The sequence below is a fragment of the Shewanella sp. 10N.286.48.B5 genome, from assembly GCF_002874355.2.
Classification (GTDB): Bacteria; Pseudomonadota; Gammaproteobacteria; order Enterobacterales; family Shewanellaceae; genus Shewanella.
Window position 1 is genome coordinate 313127 of sequence record NZ_MCVG02000003.1, and the last position, 21352, is coordinate 334478.

Annotated in this window: 15 protein-coding genes, 1 tRNA gene and 3 rRNA genes; 7 read left to right on the plus strand and 12 right to left on the minus strand. The window is 44.0% G+C overall.

The window, feature by feature from the left end:
* Positions 1 to 18: 18 nt before the first annotated feature.
* From BCU57_RS18365 to BCU57_RS18380, 4 genes are all read right to left on the minus strand, one after another.
* Complete coding sequence (locus BCU57_RS18365; RefSeq protein ID WP_102435370.1) at positions 19 to 1203, minus strand: NAD(P)/FAD-dependent oxidoreductase; 1185 nt, start codon at positions 1201 to 1203, stop codon at positions 19 to 21.
* A gap of 147 nt (positions 1204 to 1350) precedes the next feature.
* Positions 1351 to 2367 (minus strand): NAD(P)H-dependent glycerol-3-phosphate dehydrogenase, encoded by a 1017-nt coding sequence (gene gpsA / locus BCU57_RS18370; RefSeq protein ID WP_102435372.1) that lies wholly within the window; start codon positions 2365 to 2367, stop codon positions 1351 to 1353.
* A 3-nt stretch (positions 2368 to 2370) separates the two neighbouring features.
* Entirely contained in the window at positions 2371 to 2859 is a 489-nt protein-coding gene (gene secB, locus BCU57_RS18375) for a protein-export chaperone SecB (protein WP_102435374.1), read from the minus strand.
* A gap of 131 nt (positions 2860 to 2990) precedes the next feature.
* Complete coding sequence (locus tag BCU57_RS18380) at positions 2991 to 3425, minus strand: rhodanese-like domain-containing protein (protein ID WP_076541491.1); 435 nt, start codon at positions 3423 to 3425, stop codon at positions 2991 to 2993.
* A gap of 377 nt (positions 3426 to 3802) precedes the next feature.
* Here BCU57_RS18380 and gpmM point away from each other — a divergent pair, with 377 nt between their 5' ends.
* The 4 genes from gpmM (at position 3803) to BCU57_RS18400 (ending at position 8555) form a co-directional block, all read left to right on the plus strand.
* Positions 3803 to 5335 (plus strand): 2,3-bisphosphoglycerate-independent phosphoglycerate mutase, encoded by a 1533-nt coding sequence (gene gpmM, locus BCU57_RS18385; RefSeq protein ID WP_102435376.1) that lies wholly within the window; start codon positions 3803 to 3805, stop codon positions 5333 to 5335.
* Positions 5336 to 5345: 10 nt separating this feature from the next.
* Positions 5346 to 6479 carry a murein hydrolase activator EnvC family protein gene (locus BCU57_RS18390; RefSeq protein WP_198589350.1) on the plus strand — a complete coding sequence of 378 codons (1134 nt, stop codon included), beginning with the start codon at positions 5346 to 5348 and terminating at the stop codon, positions 6477 to 6479.
* A 110-nt stretch (positions 6480 to 6589) separates the two neighbouring features.
* Entirely contained in the window at positions 6590 to 7792 is a 1203-nt protein-coding gene (locus BCU57_RS18395; RefSeq protein ID WP_102435379.1) for a S41 family peptidase, read from the plus strand.
* Positions 7793 to 7802: 10 nt separating this feature from the next.
* Positions 7803 to 8555 (plus strand): divergent polysaccharide deacetylase family protein, encoded by a 753-nt coding sequence (locus BCU57_RS18400; protein WP_102435381.1) that lies wholly within the window; start codon positions 7803 to 7805, stop codon positions 8553 to 8555.
* Here BCU57_RS18400 and BCU57_RS18405 read toward each other — a convergent pair.
* The 7 genes from BCU57_RS18405 to ccoG all read right to left on the minus strand — a co-directional run bounded on the left by BCU57_RS18405 (position 8530) and on the right by ccoG (position 17592).
* Positions 8530 to 8985, minus strand: coding sequence for an Rrf2 family transcriptional regulator (locus BCU57_RS18405; protein ID WP_102435383.1), 456 nt, complete (start codon positions 8983 to 8985; stop codon positions 8530 to 8532). The two genes, BCU57_RS18400 and BCU57_RS18405, sit on opposite strands and share 26 nt — an antisense overlap.
* A 32-nt stretch (positions 8986 to 9017) precedes the next feature.
* Complete coding sequence (locus BCU57_RS18410; protein WP_102435385.1) at positions 9018 to 9269, minus strand: YkgJ family cysteine cluster protein; 252 nt, start codon at positions 9267 to 9269, stop codon at positions 9018 to 9020.
* A gap of 1039 nt (positions 9270 to 10308) precedes the next feature.
* Positions 10309 to 10385: transfer RNA gene (locus BCU57_RS18415), tRNA-Asp, on the minus strand.
* A 102-nt stretch (positions 10386 to 10487) separates the two neighbouring features.
* Positions 10488 to 10603: ribosomal RNA gene (gene rrf, locus BCU57_RS18420) — 5S ribosomal RNA — on the minus strand.
* Positions 10604 to 10754: 151 nt separating this feature from the next.
* Positions 10755 to 13647, minus strand: a 23S ribosomal RNA gene (locus BCU57_RS18425).
* Positions 13648 to 14024: 377 nt separating this feature from the next.
* Positions 14025 to 15567 (minus strand): 16S ribosomal RNA (locus tag BCU57_RS18430).
* Together the 16S, 23S and 5S rRNA genes with 1 tRNA gene alongside form the textbook arrangement of a ribosomal RNA operon.
* A gap of 597 nt (positions 15568 to 16164) precedes the next feature.
* On the minus strand, positions 16165 to 17592 hold the full coding sequence (ccoG, locus tag BCU57_RS18435) for a cytochrome c oxidase accessory protein CcoG (protein WP_102439897.1): 1428 nt from the start codon (positions 17590 to 17592) through the stop codon (positions 16165 to 16167).
* A gap of 168 nt (positions 17593 to 17760) precedes the next feature.
* Here ccoG and BCU57_RS18440 point away from each other — a divergent pair, with 168 nt between their 5' ends.
* The 3 genes from BCU57_RS18440 (at position 17761) to BCU57_RS18450 (ending at position 19528) form a co-directional block, all read left to right on the plus strand.
* Positions 17761 to 18108 carry a hypothetical protein gene (locus tag BCU57_RS18440; RefSeq protein ID WP_102439898.1) on the plus strand — a complete coding sequence of 116 codons (348 nt, stop codon included), beginning with the start codon at positions 17761 to 17763 and terminating at the stop codon, positions 18106 to 18108.
* Between the two features lie 87 nt (positions 18109 to 18195).
* Entirely contained in the window at positions 18196 to 19098 is a 903-nt protein-coding gene (locus BCU57_RS18445; RefSeq protein ID WP_102439899.1) for a 1,4-dihydroxy-2-naphthoyl-CoA synthase, read from the plus strand.
* A gap of 220 nt (positions 19099 to 19318) precedes the next feature.
* Positions 19319 to 19528, plus strand: a complete 210-nt coding sequence (locus BCU57_RS18450; protein ID WP_102439900.1) for a DUF2061 domain-containing protein — start codon at positions 19319 to 19321, stop codon at positions 19526 to 19528.
* 50 nt (positions 19529 to 19578) lie between these two features.
* On the opposite strand, the gene BCU57_RS18455 is transcribed toward BCU57_RS18450, so the two are convergent.
* Entirely contained in the window at positions 19579 to 20784 is a 1206-nt protein-coding gene (locus BCU57_RS18455; RefSeq protein ID WP_102439901.1) for a potassium/proton antiporter, read from the minus strand.
* Positions 20785 to 21352: the final 568 nt, after the last annotated feature.

A 21352-nucleotide genomic window follows, 5' to 3' on the forward strand; every position in this document is an offset into this window, starting at 1 on the left:
CGAATTTCATCATTACAACTAAACCGCCATACCTGCAGCAACACCAGACGACCAAGCCCATTGAAAATTAAACCCGCCTAACCAACCACTTACGTCCATCACCTCTCCAATAAAGTACAATCCAGTAACCTTGCTAGACTGCATGGTTTTAGATGATAACTCATTAGTATCAACGCCACCCAAGGTGACTTCAGCAGTGCGATAGCCTTCGGTACCGTTCATCACGATTGACCATTCATTAAGGTCTTGTGCTATTTGCTCACGCTCACCGTGGCCTAACTGGTTTAAGGCTTTATCAAGCAGTGCTGCTTCAAATAACGCTTCAACCAAGCGCTTTGGTAGCCATTGGCTGATGGTGTTACGTAGGCTTTGCTTAGGGTGATTTGCAAGCGCTAGCTCGATTTTATCTTTCGCTGACTCATTGGGTAACAGGTTAATGCTAATACTTTGGCCTGCTTGCCAGTAATTTGAAATTTGTAAAATTGCCGGGCCTGATAAGCCGCGATGGGTAAATAACAATGCTTCGCTAAACTGAGTGCCATCTTGCGCGGTGATTGTTGTTGGCACCGCAATGCCCGACAGAGGCTCAAAACGCGCTTTTTGCTCCGTATGCCATGTAAACGGCACTAAGCCTGCTGTGGTCGGTAACACCTTTAGTCCAAATTGTTCTGCAAGCTTGTAACCGTAAGGTGATGCGCCAAGTTTGGGCATTGATAAGCCGCCCGTGGCAATCACCAGTGACTCACAACTAAACTCACCGTTTGAGGTCACGACTGCAAACTGCCCAGCATCATTTTTGGTGACCGACACAATCTCAGTGCGTAGCTGTATTTGCGCGCCAGCCCATTCACACTCTGTCATTAACATGCTGACAATTTCTTTAGCTGAGTCATTACAAAATAACTGCCCATGATCACGCTCGTGATATTCAATGCCATGACGCTCAACTAACTCGATAAAGTCACTTGAACGGTAACGTGCTAAGGCAGATTTTACAAAGTGGCTGTTACCACACAAGAAGTTGTGAGGTTCCACTTTTTGATTAGTGAAGTTACAACGACCGCCGCCACTGATGAGAATTTTACGGCCTGCTTGCTTAGCATTATCTAGCACTAGAACATCACGACCTCGATAGCCAGCAGTAGAGGCGCACATGAGTCCTGCTGCGCCAGCGCCAATAATGATCACGTCATGATGTTTCACAAGCTTACTCTCTTTAAAATGATTGGGGGCGATTATTGTGACAGTTTACGCTGCCTACTCGACAGCGTTAATCAGCTAGCAAGCGGTATATTTAAGCCACAAAAAAGGGCGCTATATTAGCACCCTTTTAGTCGCATTCACACTTAGCTATTCACTAATGGTTTCAGACTTTTGGTCTCGACCCAGTAGCTCTTTAGCGGCATCTGTTGGGCTTTTACCTTGATATAACACTTGGTAAATTTGCTCAGTGATAGGCATTTCAACATTAAGACGTTTAGCTAAAGTGTAAACTTCTTTGGTGTTGCGATAGCCTTCAACCACTTGACCGATTTCGTCTTGAGCAGTATCGACATCGCAGCCTTTACCTAATGCCAAGCCAAAACGACGGTTACGTGATTGGTTATCGGTACAAGTTAGTACTAAGTCACCAAGGCCTGCCATACCCATAAAGGTATTAGCATCAGCACCTAAAGCAACGCCTAAACGGGTTAGCTCAACCAAACCACGAGTGATTAATGCGGTGCGTGCATTGGCACCAAAGCCAATGCCATCAGACATGCCAGCGCCAATTGCGATAACGTTTTTAACTGCGCCACCTAATTGTAAGCCGGTAAAATCATCATTAGCGTAAACACGTAAACGTTTCGGGCTATGCAGTAGTTCCACTAAATCATTAGTGAAGCTTGGGCAGGTGCCCGCTACCGAAATTGCTGTTGGCATACCTGCAGCCAGTTCTTTTGCAAAGGTTGGGCCTGATAATACTGCTAATGGAAATTTATCCCCAAGATGCTCAAGAGCAACATCTTGCAGTAATCGACCTGTTTCAGGCTCTAAACCTTTTGTCGCCCAGACAATGCGTGCATCATCTCGTAGCAAAGGCTTGGCCTGTTGCAGTACTAAACCAAACACATGGCTTGGCACCACAACCAATACATTTTTAGTGGCAGCAAGTGCGGTGGCTAAGTCGGCTTCAATTTCAAGACTATCAGGAAAGGTAATCCCTGGTAGAAAGGCATTATTGGCGCGATCGTTAGTTAACGCGGTCATGTGCTCAGGCTCATGACCCCAAAGTAAGGTCTTGTGGCCACTTCTTGCAAGAGAAATGGCAAGGGCGGTGCCGTAAGACCCCGCCCCTAAAACCGCAATTTCAGCAGTGTTATTCATATATTATGCGTTTGCTTCTTCAGCAGCTGGTGCTGCAGCAGCTTCTTGCTGACGCTGTTGAACATATTGTGCAAATAGTGCATCAAAGTTCACTGGAGCAAGGTTAAGCTGTGGGAAAGTACCACGAGAAACTAAGTTACCTACTGTTTCACGTGCGTATGGGAATAGTACGTTAGGGCAGTAAGCACCTAAAGAGTGAGCAAGTTGTTGCTCAGTTAAGCCAGTGATAGAGAAGATACCCGCTTGTTGAACTTCACATAAGAAAGCAGTTTGCTCGCCATTTTGTGCAGTAACAGTTAGAGAAAGGATCACTTCATAAACATCATCAGATAGCTTGTTGCTACGAGTATCAAGATCCAGCTTAACTTCTGGATTCCATTCTTTTTGGAAAACTTCTGGGCTGTTTGGCGTTTCAAAAGACACATCTTTTGTGTAAACGCGTTGGATGTTGAATTGTGGTGCTTGCTCTTCGTTGTTTGCTACTTCAGCCATGATTTCCTACCTTCAAATGTTTTTTAGCTCTTCTGCGAAGCTAATCGTAAATTTGGGCTTGTCGCTAAAATGTGGCCGTTAGACAACATTTTAGACCATCCCGGTAAATTGGGTCTCACCAGTTTGTTATCTTACTTCTTACCTTTAACAACAGGTAAGTTTGCCGCTTGCCAATCACCCATACCGCCTTTTAGGTTATGAACATTCTCAAACCCTTGAGCGACAAGAAGTTGAGCAGCTTGCGAAGATGTCATTCCAGCAGCACATACAGTAATAATGGGACTGGTTTTAAACTTTTCAAGGGCAGTCGCTTTATTATTTTTGATTTCTGCTAATGGCACATGAATAGCGTCAACGATGTGACCTTTGCGGTAATCGTCTTGAGAGCGCACATCAACAACTTTAGCGCCTTGCTTGTTCATTAGCATGGTCAGTTCTTGAGTATTGACGTTGCTCACTTTTGAGGTTGCTGATTTAATGGTCATCACCACAACTGCAGCAAATAAACCAACCCATGCGATACTTAATACAGGGTTAGCTTGAAAAAATTCGATATATTCTTGCATCTTCTCTGCCTACTTTAAAAATGGCTAAAATTAATAAGCCACAGAGTATACCGATTGCATCTTTATAATGCAGCAAATTCAAGCCTAATCATCTTCTCTACTGTGCCATGGGCAGCACTTTAACGACGAAACATTGCATTTGCTTACTATCCTAAGGGCAATAGCTCACAGGTTTTTGACTAAATGTGTTGTTATTGAGCCTTATTCATCTTGCACGGGATTGTGACTGGGCAAGCTATTCATCGTAAATTGCCTCTACTGAGCCGCTCTTCAAAGGTAAATTTCTTTTTCAGGAGCTGAAAAAGAAGTAATATCCATACCATTAAAATTTTAGCTTTCTCTTAAAACTTTTTCTTTTAAAACTTAAAGGTACTCCCATGACGACACCAAAACGTCCACTGGCATTACTTATCTTAGATGGCTGGGGTCATCGTGAAAATACGCATAAAAATGCGGTTTTTCATGCGAAAACTCCAGTTTTAGATAAGTTAACCGCCCAATATGCAAGCAGTTTAATTTCCGGATCAGGTATGGATGTTGGCCTACCTGACGGTCAAATGGGCAACTCAGAAGTGGGTCATATCAATATTGGTTCTGGCCGTATTGTTTACCAAGAGCTTACCCGCATTAGCAAAGCCATTGCTGACAATGAGTTTAATCAAAATGAGGCACTGTGCGCTTCAATCGATAAAGCTATCGCCAATGATGGTGCTGTGCATATTATGGGTTTAATGTCGCCAGGTGGTGTTCACAGCCATGAAGAGCACATTGAAGCCATGTGCCGCATGGCGGTTGAGCGCGGTGCCACTAAGGTGTATTTACATGCCTTTTTAGATGGTCGTGATACCCCACCTCGTAGCGCAAAAAACTCTTTGATCCATTTTGATGAGTTATTTGCAAGCTTGGGTCACGGTAAGGTAGCCTCATTGATTGGTCGTTACTACGCCATGGATCGCGACAACCGCTGGGATCGAGTTGAAAAAGCGTTCAACTTAATTGCTCAAGGTAAAGGTGACTTTAATTACCCAAGCGCAGTTGCGGCATTAGACGCCGCTTACGAACGTGATGAAAACGATGAGTTTGTCGCTGCATCGACCATAGGTGAGGCCGCAAGCTTAGCTGATGGCGATGCGTTAATCTTCATGAATTTTCGCGCTGACCGCGCCCGAGAAATCACTCGTTGTTTTGTCGAAACCGATTTTGCTGGCTTTACACGTGAAGTTACCCCTGCAATCAACTTCGTGATGCTAACCAACTATGCTAATGACATTGACGCTGTGGTGGCATTTCCATCAACAGATCTGGTCAATACCTTAGGTGAAACCTTACAAAAACAGGGTAAAAAACAGCTGCGTATTTCTGAAACAGAAAAATATGCCCATGTGACCTTCTTTTTTAATGGCGGCAAAGAAGAGCCATTTGAAGGCGAAGATCGCACCTTGATTAAGTCGCCAGATGTGGCAACTTATGATTTGCAGCCTGAAATGAACTCAACCGAGCTCACAGATAAATTAGTTGCTGCCATTGAGTCTACTGACTATGACGTGATTATTTGTAATTATCCAAATGGTGACATGGTCGGTCATACCGGTAAATTTGATGCTGCGGTTAAAGCCTGTGAAGCAGTCGATGCTTGTATTGGTCGTGTAGTAGAGGCGCTAGCGAAAGTCGGCGGCGAATGCATTATTACTGCCGATCATGGTAATGCTGAGCAAATGACCAATGAACAAACGGGTCAAGCTCATACTGCCCATACCAGTGAGTTGGTACCTTTCATTTATGTAGGCCGTGAAGCCACCATTGATGCAGGTGGACGATTGAGCGATATTGCGCCGACTATGTTAACCTTGATGGAACAAGAAGTGCCGCAGGAAATGACCGGCCGTTCAATCATTAAACTCAAAGAGTAACTAGCCACTCGTGAAAAAACGACTTTTGTTTAAAGCCAGCATGTTTGCTGGCTTGGTGATACTGACATCATCAGTTCAAAGTGCCGATCTTGGTAAGCGTCAATCAGAGCTGAAATCTATTCAGGCTCAGATTAACCAACAACAAAGCTCTTTGAAGGACACCAGTCGTCAACGAGAAAAGCTCATTTCGTTGTTAAAGCGAGATGAGCAAGCTATCTCTAATGCTGCTCAAAAAGTTAATCAAACCCAAAACTCACTGTCTGCGGTAAATACTAAACTTCGCGAACTTGATGCTGAAAAAGTCAACTTAGATACACTGCGAGTTACGCAGCAAAAGACCTTATCTAAACAATTATCTAGCGCTTACCTTGCCGGTAACCATGACTATTCAAAGATGATGCTTAACCAGCAAAACCCTGCCACAGTTGAGCGGATGTTAGCGTATTATCAATACCTTAATAATGCCCGTATTAAAGCCATTACCAGTTTAAAAACAACTATTGAGCAATTAGAGCTAGTTAAAGTTGAGCAAGTTAATGAACAGCAAAAACTTAATTCCTTAATTCTTGAGCAACAAAAGCAGGCTAAACAACTCGCTAAAGAACAATCACAACGTCAACAAACCTTAGCACAAATTCAACGCACCTTGACCAGCAAAGGCGCAGAGCTTGAACAACTACAAATTGAAGAAGCCAGCTTAAAACACCTTATTGAACAAGCGGTGCTGGCGGCCAAAAATAGCCCCTCAATGGATGGCTTAGCCAAGCTGCGCGGTAAATTAAAATGGCCAACTAAAGGACGAGTTTCGTCCAAATTTGGCAGTAGCCGCTCAGGACAAATCAGCTGGAAAGGTGCGGTAATTGCCGCTCCTGAAGGACAAACCATCACCGCTATTGCTCATGGCACCGTTATTTATTCAGACTGGTTACGAGGCTTTGGTATGGTTATGGTGATCGATCACGGCGAAGGCTATATGAGTTTATATGGTCACGCGCAGTCATTACTTATTCCACCTGGCGAAACCGTTAAAAAAGGAGAATCCATTGCACTTGTTGGGAGTTCAGGCGGACAAACAGAATCTGGCCTATACTTTGAAATAAGACACAAAGGGCAAGCCATTAACCCAGCGAGATATTGTCGATAACACGCTAATAATAAAGTAATTTAATCTTTGGCGGTTATCAAACCTTCCGTAGGTTTAATCGTTGATCAATCGACGCCCTAATAATACCGCAAGGTATCTAAGGGGCAGTTATGATGCAAATTACACGTTATATTTTGTGCTTCATATTAGGCGTAAGCGTTGCATTTTCATTGAACTTATCCAGTTCAGAGCAACACTATAAAACCCAATCTGAATACAGTTACTCACTCTTACTTGATGTCATCGATACGGTTCATACCTATTACTTTAATGAAGTAGACCGCGAAGACTTAATTGAATACGCCATCGAAGGAATATTCAATAAACTAGACCCCTATTCAGGCTTTTTAGATACTGGCGATTATCAAAGCATTAATGACAGTAATAATGGCCAGTACTTTGGTTTCGGCTTTGAAGTGGCAACTGATGACAACCAAATCACTATCATTACTCCTTATGCCAACTCACCTGCGGCCCGCGCTAATATTCAACCTGGCGATAAGGTCCTGCAACTTAACGACACCCTGATTGATCAAACCAATTTAACCGATGTACTTACCGAGATTAAGCAGCACAGTATCAACAAGCGACCAATAACACTCACCATTGAGCGCCAAGCTAACGAAACACTTCTATTTAATCTCGCCCCTGAGCTAATTCATATTAAATCAATTAATGCGAAAATTATTGATAATAATATCGGCTATATACAACTTAACTCGTTTCAGGAAGACGCTACCAATGCCATTATTAACCAAGCTAAACTATGGCAACAACAGCAATTAAAAGGTCTTATTATAGATGTTAGAAACAATCCCGGCGGGCTACTCAGTCAAGCCATCAGTATTGCTGATTTGTTTTTGCAAAAAGGTTTAATTGTTTCAACTGAAGGGCGTTTTTTCGATGCAAATGAAAACTACTATGCATCGCAAGCTACCATATTTAAAGGCGTGCCTATGGTAGTACTTATTAATAAGGGCTCAGCATCGGCATCAGAAGTACTGGCTGCAGCATTACAAGAAAATAACCGCGCCACGCTAGTGGGAGAAACCAGCTTTGGAAAAGGTACGGTGCAAAGTTTGATCCCCATGCTGGATATGGGCAACGCTATAAAGCTCACGATTGCAAAATATAGCACGCCAGATGGTAACGACATTCACACTAAAGGTATTGAACCGGACATTAAAATATCAAATGATGCTATCCTAAAAACAGATTATCTGGATATAATTGAACAAACTACAGCGCAATATGATGAACCACAGGATGGTCAAATTTCTTCCGCTATTGCATGGATAACAACTCATAATTAAAGCAGACTTTGTGCGCTATATATTGATACTTTTAGCTTTACTGTTAACGGCTCCAGTTCAAGCAACCCAAATCGCTATCATCATTGACGATATTGGTTATCGTCAAACCGATGAGGCGGTTTTGTCTTTACCAAACGGCATTACCCTTTCGGTAATACCTCATACTCCATTAGGTCAGCAACTTGCAAAGCAAGGCCATCAGCGTGGCAATGAAATTATGCTGCATATTCCCATGCAGGCACTCAATGGTAAAAACCTAGGCCAAGGTGGTTTAACGAATGAAATGGATGAGCAAGAGTTAAAACACCAGCTAAAAGATTCTATTGCCAATATCCCTTATGCTAAAGGGGCAAATAACCATATGGGCAGTTTGCTCACACAACTTGAAAGCCCAATGACTTGGCTGATGCAAAGCTTAAAAGAGCAGGACTTGTATTTTGTCGATAGCAGGACAACCCGCTTTAGTGTTGCCAGTGAGCAGGCGCAGCAACATGAGGTGCCATTATTACGCAGACAAATTTTTTTAGATAACGATGTCAGTGAGCAGGCACTAGAGAAACAATTTAAGCAGATCATACTAAAAGCAAAAAACGATGAAAATATTGTTGTAATAGCACACCCATATCCTGAAACAGTGCACTTTTTGAATCAAAATTTACATCGCTTAGAAGCCGAAGGAATTAGCCTAGTCCATACTTCAAAGCTGTTGCCCGTAACAATGATCAGTAATAAAGCCACTAGTTCAGTTCAAGTATTGAGATAGATAAATCAGGTAAGGTATCCATTAACTCATCTGCATTCTTAACGATATCAGCCAAAGTGCAGTCATTCAGCACGTTCATATATGCAGCAACTGCGTTCGCAAGAATACCTTTTAAACTACATGCTGGCGTAAAGCGGCAATAGGGTTCACTGCAATTAACAGGGGCCAGTGAAGGCTCTAATTCACCAACAAGCTGACCAAGATTAATGTCACTAGGCTTCACTGCTAATTTAAACCCACCACTTTTACCACGTAAAGTTTGTATATAACCTAGCTTACCCAGATGATGAATAATCTTTGCAACATGATTAGAAGACAGCTCAAAGACTTCCGTGACTTCAGCAATACGAAATAAAGTCTCTCTTTTTGGCTGTGCAGCAAGGTACATTAAAATACGGATGCCATAATCGGTATAACGGGTCAGTTGCATAAAGTCATATCCAAACTAATTAAAGGTACATACTAAGACGTTGAAGCTTCTAGCTCAGTGATCAAAATCAATGCTTGCTCATTTGATGTACTGCAAACATCCATTGTCGCGGTAAATTCTGCGCAAACAGCAGGTCTTGATGGATCGCCGAAAATCTTACACAAATTATCGTCATTTAACTGAATACAGCGAACCCCTGCAGGTTTACCGTTAGGCATGCCGGGTATTGGACTGGTAATTGACGGAGCAATACAACATGCACCACAACCTAAACGACAATCCATACTTCCACCTACCTGCTTAAAAGAGCAATATATCTTACTCATCACTAATATAAAAACATCTAAATCAAAAAAAGTACATTAAATGCATCTTTTGTTTAAAAATGTGAGTTTTGGGTACAATCGAAACTACTTGTATCTGTATTGACTAGAGTTAAAGAGTCAAAGCCTTTACCCATAATGACAAAAAGCCTTTACTTTCATTTAGACAAGATTGATGCAATAAGCCAAAAACTTTCTTAATTTGCTAAAAACAAAAAGTCTGCATGTTGCAATAGAACCATAATTCTTGGATCTTGAAATTCGAACGTCTCATAGGTCGGCAGTTTCTAAAAACATCCTGACCAACCGAATATTCTACTTCTGCATTAATATTGAGTAAATAAAAACTAAATTCCAGAACTAAAAAAGCCTCTACCTTGCACTAAATCACTACGGTAGAGGCTTTGATCTTTATTCTTTATGTTGCCGCAGCTAACTTACTCTTATCAAGAGTTATACCAGTGCGTCTTAGCGTGTGACGAGTCGACAGTCTCTAATAACAATCACATTATCAGATTCACACAGCTGAACTTTCGCTTTCTCGCAGACAATTCATTCATTTCTAAAACGAAATAAGCCTCTACATTGCTGTATAGGCTTTCGTCTTTACGTTGGCGGAGCGGACTTACTCTTATCAAGAGACGACCCTCGCCCCCGGCGTGACAGGCCGTTGACCTCTAATCAAGCGTCTAAGCAACTGAATTACCGCTGCTTTAGCAAACTACTTTTCAGGTCACTATTATTCATTCTTTAAATAACAGATACGAAAAAGCCCTGCTATTGCTAGCAGGGCTTATCGTAATGTTGGCGGAGCGGACTTACTCTTATCAAGAGACGAACCCTCGCCCCCGGCGTGACAGGCCGTTGATCTCTAATCAAGCGTCTAAGCAACTGAATTACCGCTGCTTTAGCAAACTACTTTAGCAGGTCACTATTATTCATTCTTTAAATAACAGATACGAAAAAGCCCTGCTATTGCTAGCAGGGCTTATCGTAATGTTGGCGGAGCGGACGGGACTCGAACCCGCGACCCCCGGCGTGACAGGCCGGTATTCTAACCAACTGAACTACCGCTCCTTTAGTAAATTGCTTACGCAGTATACTAAATTCTTTTAAAGTCGCTAACATGTCAAAGTTAGTAGACTTGCTCTTTCGAGCTTCTCTTACGAGAAATTAGGCGCTTGGCGATGACCTACTTTCACATGGGGAGACCCCACACTATCATCGGCGCGATTGCGTTTCACTACTGAGTTCGGGATGGGATCAGGTGGTACCACAATGCTATTGTCACCAAGCAAATTCTTGCTTTATTTACCGCAAATGCAGTAAATAATAATTCGGAAAGCTGTTTGAGTTTCTTACTTTATCAAGTGCTTAAATTCTATCACTAAGTCTTTTGTAATAAATCTAGTTACCATCAACTCAGATAAAACTCATCTGGGTTGTATGGTTAAGCCTCACGAGTCATTAGTACAGGTTAGCTCAACGCCTCACAACGCTTACACACCCTGCCTATCAACGTCCTAGTCTCGAACGGCTCTTTAGAGAGATTAAATCTCTAGGGATGACTCATCTTAGGACTCGCTTCCCGCTTAGATGCTTTCAGCGGTTATCGATTCCGAACGTAGCTACCGGGCAATGCTATTGGCATAACAACCCGAACACCAGCGGTTCGTCCACTCCGGTCCTCTCGTACTAGGAGCAGCTTCCTTCAATCATCCAACGCCCACGGCAGATAGGGACCGAACTGTCTCACGACGTTCTGAACCCAGCTCGCGTACCACTTTAAATGGCGAACAGCCATACCCTTGGGACCGACTTCAGCCCCAGGATGTGATGAGCCGACATCGAGGTGCCAAACACCGCCGTCGATATGAACTCTTGGGCGGTATCAGCCTGTTATCCCCGGAGTACCTTTTATCCGTTGAGCGATGGCCCTTCCATACAGAACCACCGGATCACTATGACCTACTTTCGTACCTGCTCGACGTGTATGTCTCGCAGTTAAGCTGGCTTATGCCATTGCACTAACCGTACGATGTCCGACCGTACTTAGCCAACCTTCGTGCTCCTCCGTTACTCTTTGGGAGGAGACCGCCCCAGTCAAACTACCCACCAGGCACTGTCCCGAACCCCGATAAGGGGGCCACGGTTAGAACATCAAAACTACAAGGGTGGTATTTCAAGATTGACTCCACTCCATCTAGCGACGAAGCTTCAAAGTCTCCCACCTATCCTACACATGTAGGTTCAATGTTCAGTGCCAAGCTATAGTAAAGGTTCACGGGGTCTTTCCGTCTAGCCGCGGGTATACGGCATCTTCACCGCAATTTCAACTTCACTGAGTCTCGGCTGGAGACAGCGTGGCCATCATTACGCCATTCGTGCAGGTCGGAACTTACCCGACAAGGAATTTCGCTACCTTAGGACCGTTATAGTTACGGCCGCCGTTTACTTGGGCTTCGATCATGAGCTTCTCCGAAGATAACCCAATCAATTAACCTTCAAGCACCGGGCAGGCGTCATACCGTATACGTCATCTTGCGATTTTGCACAGTACTGTGTTTTTGATAAACAGTTGCAGCCACCTGGTATCTGCGACTGCCGTCAGCTTAGGGAGCAAGTCCCATCACCAACAGCAGCGTACCTTCTCCCGAAGTTACGGTACCATTTTGCCTAGTTCCTTCAGCCGAGTTCTCTCAAGCGCCTTGGTATTCTCTACCCGACCACCTGTGTCGGTTTGGGGTACGATTCCTACTAACCTGAAGCTTAGAAGATTTTCCTGGAAGCATGGCATCAACTACTTCATCACCTTAGTGACTCGTCATCAGCTCTCAGCCTAATGTTCACCCGGATTTGCCTAAGTGAACAGCCTACAACCTTAAACGCGGACTACCAACGCCGCGCTAGCCTAGCCTTCTCCGTCTCTCCATCGCAGTTAGCAGAAGTACGGGAATATTGACCCGTTTCCCATCGACTACGCCTTTCGGCCTCGCCTTAGGGGTCGACTCACCCTGCCCCGATTAACGTTGGACAGGAACCCTTGGTCTTTCGGCGAGGGAGTTTTTCACTCCCTTTATCGTTACTCATGTCAGCATTCGCACTTCTGATACGTCCAGTGTGGGTTACCCCTTCACCTTCAACCGCTTACAGAACGCTCCTCTACCGCTTGCTCATAAGAGCAAACCCATAGCTTCGGTGTATTGCTTAGCCCCGTTAAATCTTCCGCGCAGGCCGACTCGACTAGTGAGCTATTACGCTTTCTTTAAATGATGGCTGCTTCTAAGCCAACATCCTAGCTGTCTAAGCCTTCCCACATCGTTTCCCACTTAGCAATAACTTTGGGACCTTAGCTGATGGTCTGGGTTGTTTCCCTTTTGACGACGGACGTTAGCACCCGCCGTCTGTCTCCCGAGTAGTACTCACTGGTATTCGGAGTTTGCAAAGGGTTGGTAAGTCGGGATGACCCCCTAGCCTTAACAGTGCTCTACCCCCAGTGGTATTCGCTCGAGGCGCTACCTAAATAGCTTTCGAGGAGAACCAGATATCTCCGAGTTTGATTGGCCTTTCACCCCCAGCCACAAGTCATCCGCTAATTTTTCAACATTAGTCGGTTCGGTCCTCCAGTTGATGTTACTCAACCTTCAACCTGCCCATGGCTAGATCACTCGGTTTCGGGTCTACGCCTTGCAACTAAACGCGCAGTTAACACTCGGTTTCCCTACGGCTCCGCTATTCGCTTAACCTCGCTACAAAACGTAAGTCGCTGACCCATTATACAAAAGGTACGCAGTCACGGTCTCAAGAACCGCTCCCACTGCTTGTACGTACACGGTTTCAGGTTCTATTTCACTCCCCTCACAGGGGTTCTTTTCGCCTTTCCCTCACGGTACTGGTTCACTATCGGTCAGTCAGGAGTATTTAGCCTTGGAGGATGGTCCCCCCATATTCAAACAGGATGTCACGTGTCCCGCCTTACTCGTTTTCATCTATGGTTAGTTTTCATGTACGGGACTATCACCCTGTACCGTTGAGCTTTCCAACTCATTCCACTAACACCCCATAGACTTAAGGGCTAATCCCCGTTCGCTCGCCGCTACTAGGGGAATCTCGGTTGATTTCTTTTCCTCTGGGTACTTAGATGTTTCAGTTCCCCAGGTTCGCCTCATAACGCTATGTATTCACGTTATGATGACCACTTATGTGGCCGGGTTTCCCCATTCGGACATCGTTAGCTCAAATGCTTGTTACTAGCTCGCCAACGCTTTTCGCAAGTTACTACGTCCTTCATCGCCTCTGACTGCCAAGGCATCCACCGTATACGCTTAGTCACTTAACCATACAACCCAAATGAGTTTCACAAGGAAACTTAATCGTTGTTAGAGCGGGTAGCCCTAACAGCTGTATCGTAACTAGCTGGTTTATTACATAATTTGCATCTCTTGCGAGTACACAAATTCGCCTTAGTTTTTAGAATATTCAAGACACTTAATAAAGTGTTTTGAGAACTCAATGTATTATCAGAAAAGGATTAATTTCCCAATAATACGATTTGTAATTAATACAACGACAGACATCATCGTATTAAATACTATCAGCTTTCCAAATTGTTAAAGAACAATGCTAACCGGCCAGCGGCGCATTTCGCTCAACTTCCGAAGAAGTTAACAAGCAATCTGTGTGAACACTCAACAAACATTAAGTTAGTCGTATAGGTAAGGAGGTGATCCAGCCCCAGGTTCCCCTAGGGCTACCTTGTTACGACTTCACCCCAGTCATGAACCACACCGTGGTAAACGTCCTCCCGAAGGTTAGACTATCTACTTCTGGTGCAGCCCACTCCCATGGTGTGACGGGCGGTGTGTACAAGGCCCGGGAACGTATTCACCGTAGCATTCTGATCTACGATTACTAGCGATTCCGACTTCATGGAGTCGAGTTGCAGACTCCAATCCGGACTACGACGTACTTTGTGAGATTAGCTAGACCTTGCGGCTTTGCAACCCTCTGTATACGCCATTGTAGCACGTGTGTAGCCCTACTCGTAAGGGCCATGATGACTTGACGTCGTCCCCACCTTCCTCCGGTTTATCACCGGCAGTCTCCCTAGAGTTCCCGCCATTACGCGCTGGCAAATAAGGATAGGGGTTGCGCTCGTTGCGGGACTTAACCCAACATTTCACAACACGAGCTGACGACAGCCATGCAGCACCTGTCTCAGAGTTCCCGAAGGCACTAAGCTATCTCTAGCGAATTCTCTGGATGTCAAGAGTAGGTAAGGTTCTTCGCGTTGCATCGAATTAAACCACATGCTCCACCGCTTGTGCGGGCCCCCGTCAATTCATTTGAGTTTTAACCTTGCGGCCGTACTCCCCAGGCGGTCTACTTAATGCGTTAGCTTGGGAGCCCAGTGCTCAAGGCACCAAACTCCGAGTAGACATCGTTTACGGCGTGGACTACCAGGGTATCTAATCCTGTTTGCTCCCCACGCTTTCGTACATGAGCGTCAGTCTTTGTCCAGGGGGCCGCCTTCGCCACCGGTATTCCTTCAGATCTCTACGCATTTCACCGCTACACCTGAAATTCTACCCCCCTCTACAAGACTCTAGTTCACCAGTTCCAAATGCAATTCCCAGGTTGAGCCCGGGGATTTCACATCTGGCTTAATGAACCGCCTGCGTACGCTTTACGCCCAGTAATTCCGATTAACGCTTGGACCCCTCGTATTACCGCGGCTGCTGGCACGAAGTTAGCCGGTCCTTCTTCTGTAGGTAACGTCACAGCTAACGGTTATTAACCGTTAACCTTTCCTCCCTACTGAAAGTGCTTTACAACCCGAAGGCCTTCTTCACACACGCGGCATGGCTGCATCAGGCTTTCGCCCATTGTGCAATATTCCCCACTGCTGCCTCCCGTAGGAGTCTGGGCCGTGTCTCAGTCCCAGTGTGGCTGATCATCCTCTCAGAACAGCTAGGGATCGTCGCCTTGGTGAGCCATTACCTCACCAACTAGCTAATCCCACCTAGGTTCATCCAATCGCGAAAGGCCCGAAGGTCCCCTCCTTTCCCCCGTAGGGCGTATGCGGTATTAGCAGTCGTTTCCAACTGTTATCCCCCTCGACTGGGCAGATCCCTAGGCATTACTCACCCGTCCGCCGCTCGTCAGCGAATTAGCAAGCTAATTCCTGTTACCGCTCGACTTGCATGTGTTAGGCCTGCCGCCAGCGTTCAATCTGAGCCATGATCAAACTCTTCAATTAAAGTTTTGTTGAAACAACCACTCTTATAAATAAAAGCTTCGTTTCGGCTCAATGAATTCTGATTTCGATTTAAAGACTCGGAAGAATCTCTAAAACGTTTGTTACATATTGCTATGAACACTCATCGTTACATTGAGTAATAATTTTGATTGCTTCACTCTTTACGAGAAAGAATGAGCAATTTCGATTAACTCAACACCTGTGAGTGTCCACACAGATTTCTTGTTTGATTTGTTAAAGAGCGTTGCTAATTATGTAAGAAATAATCTTTCATATCAGCAGCCATTTGACGCTAGGTCGTTGGCTTAGGGATGCGTATTCTACACCTCCCGTTGTTGGCGTCAAGTCATTTTTAACGTTAATTTAAAATGCTTTTCAACCGGTTAATTATGAAGCTTTAAAAGCGTCTTAATTAACGCTAACACCTTGAGGCTATTGGCCTGTCGCCGTGTCAGTGGATGCGCATTATAGGCAAGTTAAGATTTAGCGCAAGGGCTTTTATGAAGAAAACGATAGAAAATGGCTTGTTCGTTGCTATTTCAAACGAAACGCACAAAAAAGGGACTAACCGTCCCTTTTAAGGCGCTATATCAGGCTTTACTCACCAAAGAATCTTGATTCTTGTTTGATGACAACGGCCTCATCATCAATGGTCGCGGCTACGATTAAGTTAATTTTAGTCACGGTTCGCTCTAACACCCCTGGATCGACAGCAATACTAATAGGTAAGGTGAGCACTTCACCCGCTTGCACTGATACGGTTTGTGGACCGCTCCATTCATATCCTTCAATACCATCCATCGAAAGTGCATATTGCTGTGCTTGCTCAGTTTTATTAAGTAGCTTTAAGGTATAGGTGTTCTGCACTAAGCCATCGTTGGTTATTCTATATAAAGCATTTCGGTCTCGGATAACATCCATTCGCACAGGGGCAATTGTGGCGCTGGCATAGATAAACACTAAGATCATGACTGTTAACGCCACACCATAACCCACCAATTTCGGTCTTATGATGCTTTCTTTAACGTTTTCTAATTTATTTTCGGTGGTGTAGCTGATAAGTCCCTTGTCATAACCCATTCGCTCCATTGTGGTATCGCAGGCATCAATACAGGCGCCGCAGTTAATACACTCATATTGAAGTCCATTACGAATATCAATACCGGTAGGGCAAACTTGGACACATAGGTCACAGTCAATACAATCACCTAAGCCCATTTCTTTAGGGTCTGCTTTGCGTGAACGTGGGCCACGGGTTTCACCACGTTTTGCGTCATAACCGACTATATAAGTGTTCTTATCAAACATGGCTGCTTGGAAGCGCGCATAAGGGCACATATGAATACACATGATCTCACGCATCCAGCCAGCATTACCGTAGGTTGCTAAGGTAAAAAATACTACCCAGAAATAAATGCCAATATCGGCATTAAGGGTAAATACATCAATATAGACTTCACGGCTTGGCACAAAGTACGACACAAAGGTCATCGCTGTAAGTAATGATATGAGTAACCAAGAAGTGTGTTTGGCTGTTTTACGCCATAGCTTATTAAAGCTCCAGGGCATCTGATCTAGCTTGATACGTTTATTTCGCGCACCTTCAAACTTCTCTTCTAACCAGATAAAGATAAATGTCCACACGGTTTGCGGACAAGTGTAGCCACACCAAACTCGCCCGAGATAGGTGGTAACAAAAAACAGTCCAAATGCGGCAATAGTAAAGAGTGCTGCCAATAGGGTTAAATCTTGCGGCCAAATAGTGAGATTAAAGATGTGGAACTTCTGTTCACCCAAATTAAACCACACGGCTTGTCTATCACCCCAAGGCAACCAAGGCAGGATAAGAAAGAAAGATAAAGTCGCCCAGCCAATACGGCGTCTTACCGTGGTCCACAGTCCTGTGACAGCACGGACATAGATACTGTTACTCGGATTAAAGCGATCCGCTTTACTGGCGTCGGGTTGATGAATCTTGATCCGGGTTTGCTTAGCGTAATCTTTAGTTTGAGATTCTTGTGTCATCTTGATGCCTTACTACTCAAAAAAGGGGCAAATTCTGTTTAGGTTACAGAAAACGTTATTAATTTAGATAAAAATAGCCTGTAACTGCTACGCACTCGTTTATAGAGTGTTAATTAAGTGTATTATACTCGCATTGTTTAAACTTATTCACTTTAATTGGACTAAAAGATGAGAGGCTGGATCCTTATAGCACTGATTGGCGGCGTTATTTACTACTTTGCCACCGAAACCGACAAATTAGATGAACCTATTGCTGCAGTTGAGTCGGTATTCAACGATACAGAAAAAAAACTAAAATCAATGACGGGCACTAAGATCACCAGAAAGGAAGAGCGGATCCCGACCATTCCCAGTGAGGTGATTGAAAGACTGACAGCTAAAGAACTCACTGAACTGAAAAGCGTGTTTACTGACAATGAGTCTGTGAGTGCATTTAAAGATGAGTATTGCGGTTTTGGGCTGACACATCCTGCTATTAGTAAACAAAACCTGCAATTTATCTGCGATAAAATATAATTTTTGGCTTTCCTGCCCTATGTCAATTGACCTGAGAATTATTTCAGCCTAGCCTTTGGATAATCTATTGAAAAAGGCTAGCAAAAAATGACTCAGCAGGTTTCTGACATATTCGACCCAACACTTTGGGACACTGTAACTGACTTCGATTTTGAAGACATCACTTATCATCGCGCAAAAGTTCAAGGTACGGTGCGTATCGCGATTAACCGCCCCGACTGTCTTAATTCATTCCGCCCAAAAACCGTTGATGAACTCTACACTGCGTTAGATCATGCCCGCCAATGGTCTGATGTCGGCTGTGTATTAATTACAGGTAACGGCCCATCAGCAAAAGGTCAGCACTCTTTTTGCGCCGGTGGCGATCAGCGTATCCGAGGTAAAGATGGCTATAAATATGAAGGCGCAGAAGAAGGTAAACCTGATGTGGCACGCATGGGCCGCTTGCACATATTAGAAGTACAACGCCTTATCCGCTTTATGCCTAAAGTGGTTATTGCTGTAGTACCTGGCTGGGCTGTTGGCGGCGGCCATAGCTTACATGTTGTGTGCGACCTCACCTTAGCTTCTAAAGAACATGCGGTATTTAAGCAAACGGATCCTGATGTAGGCAGTTTTGACTCAGGCTATGGTAGTGCTTATTTAGCGAAAATGATCGGCCAAAAACGTGCTCGTGAGATTTTCTTCCTTGGCTTTAATTATACCGCTGATGAAGCGTTTGATATGGGCATGGTTAACCGCTCTATCCCCCATGCTGAACTTGAAACTGAAGCATTAAGCTGGGCGAAAGAAATCAACAGTAAATCCCCAACCGCGATGCGTATGCTCAAATATGGCTTTAACTTGCCAGATGATGGTTTGGTTGGGCAGCAATTATTTGCTGGTGAAGCCACTCGTTTAGCTTATGGCACAGACGAAGCGCAAGAAGGCCGTGATGCATTTTTAGAAAAGCGCGACCAAGACTTTTCTAAGTTCCCTTGGCATTACTAATACTTGCTGTTGCTTACTGTTGCTTACTGTTGCTTACTGTTGCTTACTATCGTTAACTTAGAAGATGTCAGCCACTCATAGTAATAGCAGCAAATTAAGCCGACCATTTCTCGGTCGGCTTAATTGAAAAATCAAATAACGCCTATCGATAAACTGACCTTTACAACCTAGATGATAACGATTATCATTTGCATCAGGTTAATAAAACAGGTCATTTATCATGAAAAAAACAATCACTTTCGCCATCTTACATTTCTGTGTCGCTTTTACTGTCACTTATCTATTAACAGGCAGTATTGTTATCGGCGGCGCTATCGCACTATTAGAACCTGCTGTAAATACCGTAGTATTCTATTTTCATGAGAAAGTCTGGAAACGCATTGAGCAAGCTAAAGCTGAAGATACCTTGCAACAACTCAGCGCAGCTTAACCCCCATTTATAATGGCTTAGCCAATTACAGTATCAAATGATCTGATCGATCACTCTGCTTTATGCTGCTCTTTTTGCTCTAACCCAAGTTTATTGGCCAAGGGTGCAATAGCGCCGCCCTGAATAAACACAGACATCAATACAAAAAAGAATACCATGTGGACGATTTCTATCGCACCTGGTACGCCTGCCGCTGCAGGTATTAAGGCAAACACAATCGGAGTTGCCCCTTTTAGGCCTATCATTGAAATAAATAAACGCTTTTTCCAGCTGGCCTTCACAAACGGCAAGTAACATAACTGCACCGCTAACGGTCTCGCGACCAAGATAAGTAATAGCCCCGGAATAATAGAAATCCAAAAGACGTTCATTAATGTCTGCGGGAATATCTGCAGTCCGAGCACGATAAACATCAACGCCTGCGCCAACCAAGATAAACTATTAAAAAAGTGTAAATTAACCAGTTGGCCGCGCTTAATGCCATTACCTATCACCACACCAGCAATATAAGACGCCAGTAAAATATTACCGCCAAGCATCTCGGCGCTATAAGTAGCAATAATAAAGCTCGCTAACACAAATACCGGAATAAGCCCGAATTCAGCCAAACTAATTCGATTAAGCAGTAATACTGCTAATTTACCAATTAAGAAGCCCACCACAATGGCAACCAAAATCTGGCTCGCTAGGTGCAGTGATAAGGCTGAAATAGCAACCGCTTGATGAGAAGCCAGTGTCATATCGGTTAATACAATCACCATTAGCATTGCCACAGGGTCATTGGTGGCTGACTCGAACTCCAGCACAGTATCGGTTTGCTCTTTTAACTTAAGCTTTTTAGACTCTAAAATTGAAAATACTGCCGCCGCATCAGTTGAAGATACGATAGCGGCAAATAACAAGCAGGTGATTAGATTAAAATCCAGCAGTCCATAAAGAATTGCCGCAAAGATGAGTGTGGTAAATATCACCCCAAATGACGCTAATACTCCGCCTTCTTTATAGGCCACTTTAATTTTATCGGTGGAGGTATTTAAGCCACCGACAAATACAATCACATTAAGTGCCAACCCCCCTATCCATGCAGTTTGGTCGAGATTGTCATACACGAAATTAAACTCACCATTACCCAAGGATAAACCGACCCCCATAAATATCAGCAACGAAGGTATGCCTAAGGTGCGAGATGGATGGTGCAATAAAATGCCAATAACAATGAGTACTGAGATGCCAATCATGACCATTTCTGTTGTCATACATTTACCTTATATAGTGTGAATAATGTCGATGCACTCTGCTGTAAGAGTGGGCGTTGCATGCGGTGTGCATATCTTAGTTGCTCGTAAACTTGGCAATGAAAAGGTAAAAAGACGATGTTGCAGTGTACATTGCGATGACTTAACCCCACTCAAACGGCGGTTTAGCTTACTAATTGTATATTATTTTAGCGCCTTAATTGATTGTCATAAAACTTTCATATTAGCCCAAATGTTAATAACCACTGCATAAAGAAAAACCCAAATATCGACACAAGGTTAAAATAAACTTAATTCACAATTAACTTAACACAGCAAAACAACTAGCTGACAAGCCCCGAACGCACCCAAGCACCCACTACAACTATATCCACATAAAGCCTGCAAATTTAAGAAATTAAAAGCCAACTTCCAAAATGCCTCACTCGACCACCCGTTACCGGCAACAACCAATTAACACCAACAAAACAATAACCTAACCACAATTAATCCAAATTAATTTGCTCGCTTTTGACTGTAACTTAACTGTCATATTGATCTGTCTTAATGCACTCGCTTCAAATCGAAC

What these genes read in the sequence shown, in the direction of transcription:
- BCU57_RS18440 (WP_102439898.1), top strand. Translation starts at nt 17,761, where the DNA reads ATGAGAGGCTGGATCCTTATAGCACTGATTGGCGGCGTTATTTACTAC.
- BCU57_RS18455 (WP_102439901.1), bottom strand. Translation starts at nt 20,784, where the DNA reads ATGACAACAGAAATGGTCATGATTGGCATCTCAGTACTCATTGTTATT.
- gpsA (WP_102435372.1), bottom strand. Translation starts at nt 2,367, where the DNA reads ATGAATAACACTGCTGAAATTGCGGTTTTAGGGGCGGGGTCTTACGGC.
- secB (WP_102435374.1), bottom strand. Translation starts at nt 2,859, where the DNA reads ATGGCTGAAGTAGCAAACAACGAAGAGCAAGCACCACAATTCAACATC.
- gpmM (WP_102435376.1), top strand. Translation starts at nt 3,803, where the DNA reads ATGACGACACCAAAACGTCCACTGGCATTACTTATCTTAGATGGCTGG.
- BCU57_RS18405 (WP_102435383.1), bottom strand. Translation starts at nt 8,985, where the DNA reads ATGCAACTGACCCGTTATACCGATTATGGCATCCGTATTTTAATGTAC.
- ccoG (WP_102439897.1), bottom strand. Translation starts at nt 17,592, where the DNA reads ATGACACAAGAATCTCAAACTAAAGATTACGCTAAGCAAACCCGGATC.
- BCU57_RS18410 (WP_102435385.1), bottom strand. Translation starts at nt 9,269, where the DNA reads ATGGATTGTCGTTTAGGTTGTGGTGCATGTTGTATTGCTCCGTCAATT.
- BCU57_RS18450 (WP_102439900.1), top strand. Translation starts at nt 19,319, where the DNA reads ATGAAAAAAACAATCACTTTCGCCATCTTACATTTCTGTGTCGCTTTT.
- BCU57_RS18445 (WP_102439899.1), top strand. Translation starts at nt 18,196, where the DNA reads ATGACTCAGCAGGTTTCTGACATATTCGACCCAACACTTTGGGACACT.
- BCU57_RS18380 (WP_076541491.1), bottom strand. Translation starts at nt 3,425, where the DNA reads ATGCAAGAATATATCGAATTTTTTCAAGCTAACCCTGTATTAAGTATC.
- BCU57_RS18395 (WP_102435379.1), top strand. Translation starts at nt 6,590, where the DNA reads ATGATGCAAATTACACGTTATATTTTGTGCTTCATATTAGGCGTAAGC.